This window comes from Bacillus sp. FSL K6-3431, assembly GCF_038002605.1.
GTDB lineage: Bacteria > Bacillota > Bacilli > Bacillales > Bacillaceae_C > Lederbergia.
Genome location: NZ_JBBOCT010000001.1, coordinates 2,944,258 through 2,957,946, shown reverse-complemented (window position 1 = coordinate 2,957,946; position 13,689 = coordinate 2,944,258). Strand labels below are relative to the sequence as shown.

The window sequence follows — 13,689 nt, the reverse complement described above, 5'->3', positions numbered from 1 at the left end:
GAAATGATGAAGAATATTGAATTTCACCTAGTAGACTCGTTAGAAAAGGTATTTTCAACAAACGAACCAGCAAAATTATCACTAAAGCATGCAACACTTTTTCAAAACGAACAATTTTCTTTTCAACTCGCTTATCGTTGCAACGATGAAGCGAAGCAAAAAGTAAAGATTCAAGTGAGAACAGACGATTCGGTAAAAAAATCATTGAGCAAAGTAAAAAGTGTCCCATCTGATTTACCTGCATACGAGGATCGGCATGATGAAAATTATCTTTCTATCACTCCTGGATTATTTCCTGATCTACTAGAGCCGGTTTCCGAAGGGGCAATCGAACTGGAGATAAATGGTTGGAATGCAATTTGGATTGATATCCAGCCAGACCATGTTGCTAATGGTGAGAAGCCGATCATGGTTCAGGTAATTAATGAGGAAGATCAAATTCTCTTTAAAGAAACGTTGAATATCCATGTGATCCCACATCAGCTTCCCGAGCAAAAACTGATCCATACAGAATGGTTTCATGCAGATTGCTTGGCAGATTATTATCATGTAGAAGTGTTTTCGGAAGAGCATTGGCGAATAATCGAGAACTTTATTAGAATAGCTAGCGAAAATGGAATGAATATGCTTCTTACCCCTGTGTTCACACCGCCATTAGATACTAAAGTTGGTGGAGAGAGAACAACGGTTCAACTTGTTCAAATATCTTTGGAAAATAACGAATATATTTTTGACTTTACGCTACTGAAAAAATGGTTGGATATTTGTAAGCGTTCTAATATAAAGTATATTGAAATTGCCCATCTATTCACCCAGTGGGGAGCAGAATTCACCCCGAAAATTATGATTATGGAAGATGGAAAGCTAATACGGAAATTCGGGTGGGATGTCCATGCAGATAGTGAAGACTATCGAGTATTTTTACATGCCTTTCTTCCATCTCTAACTACATTTCTAAAAGAAAATTGGGAGCAAGAAAATGTTTATTTTCATATTTCTGACGAACCATACGAAGATTACACTGAAACATATTCAAAAGCCAAGGAAATGGCAGAGCCTTATCTTAAGGGCTTTACTATTATTGATGCCTTAAGCAATTATTCCTTTTACGAAAAGGGGATTGTGACGAAACCAATAGTAGCATCGGACCATATTCAACCATTCATCGATCATAATGTACCAAATTTATGGACTTATTATTGTTGTTCACAAAACAAAGATGTGAGTAATCGATTCATGGCAATGCCTTCTTACAGAAACCGAATTATTGCTACTCAACTATTTAAATATGACATAGAAGGGTTCCTACATTGGGGTTATAACTTTTACAATAGTCAATATTCCATTGAACCGATTGATCCTTACTTAGTTACTGACGCTAAAAAAGGTTTTCCATCTGGTGACCCGTTCCTCGTCTATCCAGGGGAAAATGGAGAAGCAATTCCATCTATCCGCTTAAGAGTCTTTTATCAGGCATTGCAAGATCTACGGGCGTTTCAGTGGCTGGAAGAACTGAAAGGAAAACAATATGTAATGGACATCATTGAAAAAAATGAAAAGATTACATTTACAGAGTATCCTAAAGAAGGTGCATATATTTTTAACATAAGAGAAGAAATAAATACAGCAATTGAAGAAGCTCTATCCTAAATTGAGCTTGAGAAAGAAACGATTTGGAGGCTAAGAATACATAACGAAGGGGCGCTTTTTGCTGCTCCTTCGTTTTATTTCGTTATGAAATATCTTTAATCATATCGAATAGTTTTAGCTCATTTACTTCTTCCACAATTTCTTTTGTACTTATCCTATCAAATTTCCTCAGTAAACTAGTAACCTGTTTTTTTACGGTATCTATTTCTACAGCACGCTCTTTTGCAATTTCTCTTCTTTTTAAGCCACTGCAAAGCAGTTTTAATACTTCTAGCTCTGATGGGGTAAGTGTAGCAATGATTTTGAAAAATTCCGTTAAATGATCTTCTGATTTTTTGATACGAGCGAATTCTTCTCTAATTTTCCCTGCAATAATTGGGCGAATAGGGGATTGGTTATTAGCAGCGGAATATATTGCTTCTAGAATTTCTTCTTTTGGAGCGGATTTTATTAAGTAATCAATGATGCCTGACTGAAAAGCTGCAAATACGATATTATTATCATGATGTACAGTTAACATAATGATTTTGGTATCCGGAAAGATTTTATGAATTTCTGCCGCTGCTTTAATCCCTGCCATTTGGCTTTCCATTTCGATATCCATTAAAACAATGTCAGGTTTTTTGATTGCGGCAAACGCAATTGCTTCATATCCACTTTTGGCAGAAGCGGTTAGCGTTAGCTTTGCTTGACTGCCTATAATCCTCTCAAGCCGCCTGCGGTGGGCTTCCATATCATCTGCAATTAATATACTAATAGTTTCCAATAGATTCCCTCCAACACATATATCAGGGTGGTACAGTTTACACCCCCTTTTGTTAATGAAAGTATTTGATGACCTTTTAATCCATAAAGATACATATGTAAAATGAAAGTCTGCGTGTAGTTTTTGAAAAGCTACTACTGTGAATGCGCACGCCTTTAACCTTGTTTAAAAACAATTTTGGAGACGTTTCCTTTGCTTCTTTCAGTTGCACTGTGGCTGAAACATAATGAAACATATAGTATAAGAGATTGGATTTATAATAGAAGAATATATAAAGTCTATTTATGGGGGGATAATATTTTCCACTTAGCCTTATTGATGAAACCCCTTACAATTATTATACACTAATGTTACTTTTTGAAAAGAAAGATGGTGAGTTTAATTATCTGTATATTCTGATATATATAGTGGATGAACTTTGTATCGAATGATTCCAAGTTGCTTAAAAAGGCAGGAAAATGATAATTAACCCTAAAACTTTAGGGATAGGGGAGAGAAACCAATGAATAGGAAGCAGTTGATGAAAAAGGGCTTATCTATTATTAGTAGCCTTTCCTTACTACTGGTAATGGTAGTAAATGTGCATGGTGTGCGTGCAAGTGAATCAAAGCCATTACTCAACACTAGCTTTGAAGAGACTGAAATCGCAAACACAGGTTGGGATCAATTAGGAGTTTCAAAGTGGAGTGTGTGGAAACCAATGGGAAGCCCTATTGTGTCGATATCAAATGATGCAAGCTACACAGGCGATTACGGATTGAAATTTTCCGCTATTGATAATGGTAGAGCAGCCGTTTCACAGGATGTGTCTGTCGAAGGCGGGAAGTCATATACGCTTAGCACTTGGGTAAAAACAGAGGATATTGTTAGCAGTCAAGGTGTAAGAATGAGAGTTGTTTTGTATGAAGGTAATCAGCAGCTTGACTTGCTATATTCCAATCGACTGACAGGCACTCATGATTGGTCGCAGATCAAAATGGAATTGAAAATCCCAGTTAATGCAGATAGCATTCGGGTACAGCTCTTTTTTGAAACGGGAACTGGTACAGCTATGTTTGATGATGTTTCATTAGAATTAATCAATCCCGCACAATCGATCGGGATTGAACAGAGTGAAATGATCCTTAAAGAGGGAGAAACAGCATTATTGAATGTACAGGTGGATCCTGTTGATACTAGTTCAGCCATTTCTTGGTCATCTACAGATGAAACAGTTGCCACAGTTGAAAACGGCACTGTGACTGGACTTGGAGCAGGTGAGGCTGTAATTACTGCTTCCACAGATAATGGATTATCTGCTAGCAGTCTTGTAAAAGTTGTCGGGAAGGATGGGATAGAAGCCCCTGCTATTGAGGAGATTGAATTACATCCTAAAGAACTCAAATTGGAATCAGGTCAAGTCCGTTTACTAAATGCAAGTACTACTCCCCAAAATGCGAATACAGAAAAGTTGATCTGGGGTTCTTCAAATAAAGAAGTAGCATCTGTACAAAAAGGTATTGTAGAAGCACATTTTGCAGGAACCGCTACTATTACGGTCGAGACAGAAGATGGAAGGATCAAAAGTGAGAGCCAGATTACTGTGATAGATACTGAGCAGGACGAATATGACCAACTTCGTAAAAAATGGGAAAGTCAGATCACAAGTCTTGACTACTTTGATGCAACGAATGAACGTATGGTTGAGGTCATTGAAAACAAAACAAAAACAGCAGAGAAAACGTGGAAAAGTATGGTCAAAAATGAAAACCGTTCATATCTGTGGACTGATTTTTCCAGTAAAGATGATTCCGCGGACATAAGAGCCAATTACCGTAATCTAACTGCAATGGCTCATGCTTTTGCTAATGAACATTCATCACTTTATCGTAATCCGGCATTATTGCAGGATATTCTATCGGCACTTGAGTGGTTATATCAAAACCAATATAACGAAAATATCGTTCAGTACAGCAATTGGTGGCATTGGGAAATTGGTGTACCTAATGAATTAAATAATATCATGGTTCTTTTATATGATTATATGGATAAAGACACCGTACATCGATATTTAAAAGTTGTGGATCATTTTCAGCCTGATCCGACGAAATCTGGAGCAACTACTCCTGGAAATTACCGCGAAGCCGTTGGGGCGAACCGTATTGATGTTAGTAAAGTAGTAGGAGTCCGTGGGGTCATAGTGAAGGATGCAGATAAAATTGCTTCAGCACGTGATGCACTTAGTCAGACCTTTGAAAATGTCACGGAAGGGGACGGTTTTTATAAAGATGGCTCCTTTGTGCAACATGAAAATATAGCCTATAACGGGTCATACGGGATTGTCTTAATCGAAGGCTTGACTGTACTACTAGATCTATTAAGCGATTCTACTTGGGACGTTACTGATCCTAAAGTAAATAATGTGTATAAGTGGATAGAAAATGCCTATGAGCTCTTTATGTATAAAGGCGCTTTAATGGATATGGTGAGAGGCAGAGCGATATCCAGGAGCTTCCTTCAGGACCATATTGCAGGTCATACAATCATTAAAAGTGTAATACGAATGGCACAATTTGCACCAGAACCATTTGCTGAAAAATACGAGCGAATGGCAAAATACTGGCTGCAAGAAGATACATTTTCAAATTATATTGAGAATGAAGGGAATTTCCGGGATATGACCTTGGCAAAGCAGCTGTTGGATAACCAACAAGTAACAGCAAGGGGAGATCTCGACTTTCATAAGACATTTGCAGCAATGGACCGTGTAGTCCACAGAAAACCAGGCTATGCTTTTGGAATCAGTATGTATTCAGACCGCATTCAAAACTATGAAGATATGAACAACGAAAATCGTAAGGGCTGGTATACAGGTGACGGCATGACGTATTTATACAATGCAGATTTAGGCCAATACAGCAATGAGTTTTGGCCGACAGTGGATCCTTACCGGATGCCGGGAACAACAGTCGATACGATGAAAAGAGCGGACGGAAGTGGGGAACACACTTCATCTGAAACATGGGTCGGTGGTTCAACATTAAACGCTCGCTTTGGAACAACCGGCATGTCTTATAAAGGGTGGAATAGTTCACTCACTGCGAAAAAATCTTGGTTTATGTTCGATGATGAAATTGTTGCGCTTGGCTCAGGCATTAATAGCGACGAAGAACGGAATATAGAAACGATCGTGGAAAATCGAAAGATTCGGGATGATGGTTCTAATAAACTTGTTATTAATGGTGAAGCACCTGATTTAAGCGGCGAGGAGCAAATAATTGATGCCGAGTGGGCTTTTCTTGAAGGGAATGTTGAAGGCGCGGATATCGGCTATTATTTCCCAAAGGGAAAAGCACTAACAGTTAAAAAAGAAGAACGTACTGGCGCTTGGAAAGATATTAATTATGGTGAACCAGCTGACTCCATAAAGAGATCCTACGCAACCATGTGGTTTGATCATGGCATCAATCCTGATAATGACACATATTCGTATGTTCTTCTTCCAGGACAAAGCCAAAAGCAAATCGAGAAGTACGTCAAACAACCTGATGTTCAAATTTTAAGAAACGATTCAGCTGTTCAAGCTGTACAGGACGTCAAGGGAAATATTACAGGTGCAAACTTCTGGAATGATGAAAAGCAAACGGTCGGACCACTCACAGTGTATCAAAAAGCATCCGTTACAATCCAAGAGAAAGATGGAGTTGTTGAGATTGCTGTTTCTGACCCAACGATGAAGAATAAAGGGGTAATTGACATCGATATTGATGGACAAATGGTCCAAGTATTGGAAGTAGATGAAAATATTAAAATAGAACAAGTCAATAAGTTAATAAAACTAGAAGTAAATGTGAATCAAGCCCAGGGTGAATCGTTCACAGCTAAGCTTCAAATGACTAGCGACAGTCCCGAACCAATAAAGCCAGGTATTACAATCCAAGCAAACGGTCATGTCGTGCTTCCAAAAAAAATCGAGCCTGGAAAGAAATTGCATATTAAAAGTAAATGGACAACTGGAGCAGACAATAAAGTAGTTGGGAATGCCAGTATTCATATTACTCCTCAAGGGCTGCATTTAGATTTGAAGGAAGCCGAATTGCTCAGATTCGATAAAAATCATGCTGAAATAAAAGCAAAAGCTTTCGATAAAAACAATAATATATATACGGTACAGTTGATAATGAACATCATATCAAAATCATCGTCGCAGCTTTCAGTCCGTGTATGGACAGGTGAAGCAGAAGATAGGGAACCAGCAATAGAAATTAACGATCAAGCTTTCCAAGGCAGTTTGAAAATGAAGTAATCTTAAAGAAGAATGGTGGATTGTAATAACGAATTCGAGGCGGGCTGTTCCATAAGTCAGATAAATGGCGATTTAGGTGGGCAGCCCCTTTTTTGTATAATAAAAGCACGATAGATCATAAAGACGTTTGGAATAGCTACCCAAGGGGGCTTTTTTTATACCCTTTTAAAAAGAGGTAATAAAATATCAAATTGAGTTGATTTTCCTTTCTCGCTGGTAACTTCAATTTTCCCATCATGGGCCGTAATCACTTTATGACAAAATGAAAGACCGATTCCCCAATTAGTAATGGTTGGTTTTGTTGAAAAAAAAGGCGTGAATATTTCATCCACATTTTCAGCAGCGATGCCCGTACCGTTATCCACGATTGTCACAGTCCCCCATTGACCCACCTCTTTAATACTGATCCAAATATCTCCTTTGCGATGTGCAACAGCTTCCACTGAATTTTTAAGAATATTATGTATAGCCTCATGAAAATGTTCTTCATCGATATAGACCATGATGTCTCGACTCGGTTGTTTGTAATGAATCGTGGCGTTCATGGATTTGGTATGGAAACGATCAATTGCTTTTTCAATCGGCACGGTCAAAGAAGCTGCCTTCATATTCAATGTAATATGTTTTAGCTTATGGTTTGCTTCATCGATACTTTGAAAGGACGTTTCACAGGAGTTTATCATCAATTTCAAGCTATATAATGCATCCTCATCATCAGCGAACTTTTCCTGTAAATATTCTGCTTCAGAACGAATGGCAAGCAGATGGTTTTTGATGGCATGTGTGAATGCTTTTACTCCTAGTGAAGCCGTATCGATTTTTTTCTTTGTAATAATATTAATGCTCGAATAATGCGCCTCAATCGACTTATATTTAAATACATTGTAGATCATGATGCCGATTGCAAATAGAGCAATCAAGGGAAAAAAGCGATATTCAACTAAAAACAAATTGATTGGCGGCTGCATATAGTTTGTATAGTTTCTGCTAAACGTAGTCTTCACAAAGTTAATGGGAGCCCAATTAAACATAAGCAAGTGCACGAATGTTAGCGGAATAAGACTGATGACATTATAAAGCGTGTAATGGCGGATATATCTTAACTTATAATAAAGAACGAAATGATGGGAAAATAAAGCGAATCCTCCTATAAGGTGTAAGAAATTGATAGATTGAAAGATGATATCCCCAGTATGGCTGTATAACTGGTATTCTTGAAGCTTATCCGTATCGACCGCATAATCCTGAAGCATCAGATGAATACTTGGATCGTAATATACAAATTGAATAATGCCGATAACGCCTAAGATTAAATATAAATAGACTTGCTTTCTTTTCATTTTCAGCGTACTTACGAAAGAAATAGCGAAACTTAAGAAGGAAAAATAAAAAAGAACAATTCCGAAATTAAAGAGGCGAATTAATGTATCCGCATGGAAGTTTTGTAGAACGAGGTTATTCCACGTACCAGGACTAAAATCAATAAACTGATTAACAATATTAAAATAGTAATTGAACTTCGACAAGTAGAGAGTAAAAGAAGTATAAGCCAAAATCCAGCCAATCGTTAATGTACTTAAATAAAATACAGACGAACTTCTTAAGTTTTTATATATGAAAAAAATCAAAAGCACGATACATACAAAAAACAAGAAAATCATAATGGTCACTCCTAATGTTTTCAAAAAATCATCAAATGATATACGGCGACTTTCTTCTTTGGCAATGAGGTAAAAGGAATCTGGATAGGAACCTCTACTAAAGGAACCACTGTACTAAAAAGAACCTCTGTTAAGAACGCTCACGTCCTGTGAGCAACACAGAGGTCAGCACATCGTGTGCAAGTCCGTCCTGTGAGCAACACAGAGGTCAGGACATCGTGTGCAAGTCCGTCCTGTGAGCAACACAGAGGTCAGGACATCGTGTGCAAGTCCGTCCTGTGAGCAACACAGAGGTCAGGACATCGTGTGCAAGTCCGTCCTGTGAGCAACACAGAGGTCAGGACATCGTGTGCAAGTCCGTCCTGTGAGCAACACAGAGGTCAAGCACATCGTGTGCAAGATCGATCCTTAAACCTTCGCGCTCGAGCTTCTTGTTTCTAATTCGGCGACTGTTTGAATATGCGCTTAAAGGGGGAATAAAACTTTCTACTTATTATTACGACTGAAACCCCTTACATTTAATATACAACAATTTACCACAAAAATTAAGGGGGATCATTTCCATGAAAAAGGGATTCAGTATATTGGCAATTTTATTTGTCTGCTTTGTTTTGCTCGCGGGCTGCGCTGGTGGCAGTTCAAAAAAGGGCAGTGCAGAAAAGGGAAGATCGGGAGATACAAATGAAAATTCTAATGAAAAAATTAGCTTGAAAATGGCAGTTTTTCCCGATGATCAAGAAACCTTTGAAAGGGGATATGAAGAGTTTAAGAAAAATAATCCTAACATTGATATTACATTTGAATCCTTTCCTCAACAGCAATACTATGAAAAAATTCGAATGCAGCTATCAAGTGGAGAAGGATACGATTTATTCACTGGCCAAATGGATAATATGATTGACACGGGATTGTTGGCACCATTGGACAATTATATTAAAGAAAGCGGAATGGATGTTTCAGGATATGGAACGATGTATGACACGTATAAGTCGGAGAATGAAGTATTGAGTCTTCCTTACAGAAAATCAAACTGGATGCTTTATTATAATAAAGATTTATTTGATGAAAAAGGTATAGACTATCCTAGTGATGACATGACGTGGAAAGAATTCCGTGAATTGGCGAAAGAAATGACGAATGGGAGCGGAGAAAGAAAAGTGTACGGCGCGTTTCTACAACAATGGCCACAGACATGGTATATGAGCGCTGTTCAGGCTGGTGCTTCCATTATCGATAAAGATTTGACTCCTTTTAAAGACGCGCTACAAATACGAATAGACCTTGAAAAGGATGGGTCAATCATGGGTTGGTCTGAACAAGTAACAACGGGAGCACATTACAATGCGGCTTTCCAAAAAGGGAATATTGCGATGAACTTGATTGGGGACTGGCATGTTGCCCAACTTCGCGAAGCGGAAGCAGAGGGAACAATAGACTTCGACTGGGATGTTGTACCAATTCCACATCCTGAAGGTGTCGCGAAAAACACATCATTGGCGCTGCCAGTAACAATTATGATGAATAAAAATACAAAGCATTCGAAAGAAGCATTTGCGTTCATGCAATACATGACAGGTAAAGAGGGTGCCGAGCTATTTGCCTCTGAAGGATATTTGACAGGATATATGAATGAGGATGTTGAAAAAGCTTACCTCGGTGATGGATCGCAAAAACCGGAAAACCTTCACTACTTCCTAGAAACGAAAGAATATCCTGAATATCCGATGCTACTTGGTGTTAAAAATATTGTCGTCGGACAAATTTTCACACAAGAAGGTGAGCTAGCCATAATCGGCGAGCAATCTGTTGATAAAGCAATCGAGAACATTACAAAACGTGTAAAAAATGAATGGGCGAGCAAGTATGAAGATAAGTAAAAAGTAAAATATGGCACTGTTGATCCGTATATCCCATATGCAGTGCCCGGTTTTTTAATGGAAAGGACTGAACACCATGAAGCAAATTAGTAAGCCAAAATCAAAAGTGGTAAGACGAAATCGTCTGATTGCTTATACATTCCTTTTGCCAAACATTTTAGGCTTTTTAATATTTATACTCATTCCTGTTATAGCCTCCTTTGTGATGAGTTTTACAGATTGGAACGGCTTCGGAAAGATAGAGTTTATTGGATTGGAAAACTATAAAAATCTATTTTTTGATGAAAACTTTCGTATTTCATTTATTAACAGTATTCTTTTTACAGTAATTTCTGTCCCAATTACCTTATTATTGTCCGTTTTAATAGCTATTGCATTAAATAAAGGAATCCGATTTGTAAAAGTATTTCGAACTGCAGTGTTTTTACCTTATGTAACTGCAACTATTGCGGTTGCAGCTGTGTGGCAGCTCATTTTTAATCCCTCGATGGGACCGATCAATGGATTTCTAATGACACTTGGTATAGATAATCCCCCTGGTTGGCTATCATCCCCCAGTTGGGCGTTAGTTTCCGTTTCAATCGTGTATATATGGCATTCTATCGGCTATTATATGATTCTATTTTTGGCAGGTTTGCAAGGTATTCCTAACTATCTTTACGAAGCTGCGGATTTGGATGGAGCAGGTGCAGTTTCTAAGTTTTTCAATGTTACATTGCCGATGCTTTCTCCCATAGTCTTTTTTACAACGATTATCGGTGTAATTAATTCCTTTAAAGTATTTGATCTTATTTATATTCTGACAGGCGGAGGACCAGGTAGATCTACACACGTGCTTGTGTACGACATTTATAACACGGCCTTCAAACAATTTGAATACGGGTACGCATCATCAATGGCTTATGTCTTGTTCATGCTCATTTTATTATTTGCATTTTTTCAATTTAAAGGCCAAAAAAAATGGGGTAATGATTGATCGTTATTCTCAGGAAATAATCATAAAAACAGAAAGGAGCTGACATTTTCAATGGAAATCGCAACTAAAGCTTCAAGTAACACATCTACTCAAAAAGTCCGAAAAGTACCGATAAAAAAAATAGTTAAATATATGGTGATTATTTTAGTTTCATTGATGATGGTTCTTCCATTTGTCTGGATGCTATCAGCTTCGTTAAAAGCAGAATCGGAAATTTTTGGATTTCCAATTAAATGGATCCCGGAAACATTTCATTGGAGCAACTATAAAGATGTGTGGACAAAGGTACCATTCCATCTTTATTACTTAAATACGTTGAAGATAGCTGTCTTGACAACTATTTTGATTGTTATCAACAGTTCGCTTGCAGGATATGCTTTTGCGAAAATTAAGTTCCCAGAAAGCAATCGTTTATTTTTCATATATGTTGCAACAATGATGATTCCTTATCAAGTGATGATGATTCCGCAATTTATGTTGATGAAGGAGATAGGACTCGTTAATACCCATTGGGCATTGATCTTACTTGGTTCATTTAATCCGTTTGGTGTATTCTTATTCCGTCAATTTTTCTTATCCATTCCTGATGAACTATTAGAAGCGGCGAGAATTGATGGCCTTAGTGAGTTCGGAATCTATTGGAAAATTATGATGCCGTTATCAAAACCGGCAATTGCCACGCTGGTCATTTTCTCTTTCATGCACTCATGGAATGACTTCCTTGGACCGTTGATTTATCTAACATCAGATCACTTATACACATTACAGCTAGGAATCCAGCACTTTATCACTGAGTACAACACAGAATACGCACTGCTTATGGCAGCTGCTGTTTCAGCTATTGTACCAACGATCATTGTTTACTTCTTTGCCCAAGATCACTTTATAGAGGGAGTGGCAAACACAGGAATAAAATGATGAACGAAAGAAAAATAAAGCAAAGGAGAGGGGCTAAAATGGGGAATAGAGAGCAACCAAATCTCATTTATATTTTTGCAGATCAATGGCGCCGTCAGGCAGTAGGATATGAAGGCGAAGACCCAGTACATACGCCAAATATTGATTCTTTTTCCCGCGAAAGTACAGTTTTAACAGATGCAGTCACAGTCTCTCCATTGTGCTCGCCCCATCGAGGCTCCTTACTTACCGGCAAATATCCGATTAACACTGGGGTGTATACGAATTGCAAAGTGGGTGCAGACCTTATGCTAAGCCCAGAAGAAATATGTGTGAGTGATGTACTTTCTAAAGCGGGGTATGAAACGGGTTATATTGGGAAATGGCATCTTGATTTACCGGAATTAAATGTGACGGATGAACCTGAATCGGGGGCGATGGGCTGGGACGCATATACGCCTCCAGGACCGAAAAGGCATGGATTTCAGTATTGGTATTCATACGGGGCTTGGGATGATCATTTTTCCCCGCATTATTGGCAGGATAGCTCAGAGAAGGTCAAAGTAAATCAATGGTCAGTAGAGCATGAAACAGATCGAGCGCTGGATTTTATAAAAGATAGGAAGAGTGATAGGCCATTTGGTCTTTTTATATCATGGAATCCTCCACATAGCCCATTCGAACAAGTTCCAGAAAAATACCGGGAGCTATATAAAGAAAAAGATTTACCTTTACGGGAAAACGTACATGACTCAAAATATATTGTTCATACTGGTGAATCTGTGGATGGAGGCTTGGAAGAGTTAAAAAGAAATCAGCTTAATTACTTTGCTGCAATATCGGGTATTGATGATCAGTTTGAGAGAATCCTGCAATTGTTGAGAGACGAGAAGTTGGAAGAGGATACGATTGTTGTATTGACCTCTGATCATGGAGAGATGATGGGATCGCATGGCTTGATGGCGAAGCATGTGTGGTATGAGGAATCTATTGGTGTGCCTTTTGTTATTCGCTGGCCAAGGGAGATTCCATATGCGAAATCGAATGTATTGCTAAATACAGTTGATATTATGCCGACATTACTTGGTCTGCTTGATTTGGAAATTCCCAATTCGGTAGAAGGTACTGATGTATCAAATTTGATCACCAATCAAAGAAGTGATGGACCTGAAGCTGCATACATTTGTGGATATCCAGGTCGGAAGGAAGCAATTGAAAATTTCCGAGAAGCTGGATTAGATAACCGAGCGTATGGGTGGAGAGCGGTTCGGACACATAACTATACGTACGTTATTCATAATGGTTATGTGCCGGGGGAAGAACAAGTAAGATTGCTTTATAATTTAAAAGATGACAAATTCCAACTTCACCCTAAGCAAGACAATGAGCTTAAAAACCATCCAATTGCAGAAGAGCTGGATAGAAAACTACGTTCATGGCTTCTAGAGATAAAAGATCCGTTTTATTATAGTTATGACGGATACAATGGAAAAAGTTTTCTTGAATATTGAACAGGTTGAGATTCGGGCATCTGTAGACAGAATAGATTCAATATCTACTGTTTGCTAGACTAGACC

At 38.2% G+C, this 13,689-nt stretch carries 8 protein-coding genes; 6 read left to right on the top strand and 2 right to left on the bottom strand.

Features of this window, described 5'->3' with window-relative positions; genetic code table 11:
* The first annotated feature begins 6 nt into the window (after positions 1 to 6).
* On the top strand, positions 7 to 1,650 hold the full coding sequence (locus MHB53_RS14470) for a DUF4091 domain-containing protein (RefSeq protein WP_340919571.1): 1,644 nt from the start codon (positions 7 to 9) through the stop codon (positions 1,648 to 1,650).
* A gap of 82 nt (positions 1,651 to 1,732) precedes the next feature.
* Here MHB53_RS14470 and MHB53_RS14465 read toward each other — a convergent pair whose 3' ends face one another.
* The gene (locus MHB53_RS14465) at positions 1,733 to 2,416 is read right to left on the bottom strand and encodes a response regulator transcription factor (protein ID WP_340919569.1); all 684 of its coding nucleotides are present in this window, start codon (positions 2,414 to 2,416) and stop codon (positions 1,733 to 1,735) included.
* A 502-nt stretch (positions 2,417 to 2,918) separates the two neighbouring features.
* Between MHB53_RS14465 and MHB53_RS14460 the strand changes: the two genes are divergently transcribed.
* Positions 2,919 to 6,701 (top strand): polysaccharide lyase family 8 super-sandwich domain-containing protein, encoded by a 3,783-nt coding sequence (locus MHB53_RS14460; RefSeq protein ID WP_340919567.1) that lies wholly within the window; start codon positions 2,919 to 2,921, stop codon positions 6,699 to 6,701.
* Positions 6,702 to 6,856: 155 nt separating this feature from the next.
* Here MHB53_RS14460 and MHB53_RS14455 read toward each other — a convergent pair whose 3' ends face one another.
* Positions 6,857 to 8,362 carry a sensor histidine kinase gene (locus MHB53_RS14455; protein WP_340919564.1) on the bottom strand — a complete coding sequence of 502 codons (1,506 nt, stop codon included), beginning with the start codon at positions 8,360 to 8,362 and terminating at the stop codon, positions 6,857 to 6,859.
* 563 nt (positions 8,363 to 8,925) lie between these two features.
* Here MHB53_RS14455 and MHB53_RS14450 point away from each other — a divergent pair.
* The 4 genes from MHB53_RS14450 to MHB53_RS14435 all read left to right on the top strand — a co-directional run bounded on the left by MHB53_RS14450 (position 8,926) and on the right by MHB53_RS14435 (position 13,623).
* Positions 8,926 to 10,239 carry an ABC transporter substrate-binding protein gene (locus MHB53_RS14450; protein WP_340919562.1) on the top strand — a complete coding sequence of 438 codons (1,314 nt, stop codon included), beginning with the start codon at positions 8,926 to 8,928 and terminating at the stop codon, positions 10,237 to 10,239.
* Between the two features lie 76 nt (positions 10,240 to 10,315).
* Positions 10,316 to 11,215 carry a carbohydrate ABC transporter permease gene (locus MHB53_RS14445; RefSeq protein ID WP_340919560.1) on the top strand — a complete coding sequence of 300 codons (900 nt, stop codon included), beginning with the start codon at positions 10,316 to 10,318 and terminating at the stop codon, positions 11,213 to 11,215.
* A gap of 51 nt (positions 11,216 to 11,266) precedes the next feature.
* Entirely contained in the window at positions 11,267 to 12,133 is an 867-nt protein-coding gene (locus MHB53_RS14440; protein ID WP_340919558.1) for a carbohydrate ABC transporter permease, read from the top strand.
* Between the two features lie 38 nt (positions 12,134 to 12,171).
* Positions 12,172 to 13,623 (top strand): sulfatase family protein, encoded by a 1,452-nt coding sequence (locus tag MHB53_RS14435; RefSeq protein WP_340919556.1) that lies wholly within the window; start codon positions 12,172 to 12,174, stop codon positions 13,621 to 13,623.
* Positions 13,624 to 13,689: the final 66 nt, after the last annotated feature.

Bases quoted from the DNA above. Each gene is read 5' to 3' on its own strand.
- MHB53_RS14470 (WP_340919571.1), top strand. From the start codon at position 7: ATGAAGAATATTGAATTTCACCTAGTAGACTCGTTAGAAAAGGTATTT.
- MHB53_RS14450 (WP_340919562.1), top strand. From the start codon at position 8,926: ATGAAAAAGGGATTCAGTATATTGGCAATTTTATTTGTCTGCTTTGTT.
- MHB53_RS14445 (WP_340919560.1), top strand. From the start codon at position 10,316: ATGAAGCAAATTAGTAAGCCAAAATCAAAAGTGGTAAGACGAAATCGT.
- MHB53_RS14455 (WP_340919564.1), bottom strand. From the start codon at position 8,362: ATGATTTTCTTGTTTTTTGTATGTATCGTGCTTTTGATTTTTTTCATA.
- MHB53_RS14435 (WP_340919556.1), top strand. From the start codon at position 12,172: ATGGGGAATAGAGAGCAACCAAATCTCATTTATATTTTTGCAGATCAA.
- MHB53_RS14460 (WP_340919567.1), top strand. From the start codon at position 2,919: ATGAATAGGAAGCAGTTGATGAAAAAGGGCTTATCTATTATTAGTAGC.
- MHB53_RS14440 (WP_340919558.1), top strand. From the start codon at position 11,267: ATGGAAATCGCAACTAAAGCTTCAAGTAACACATCTACTCAAAAAGTC.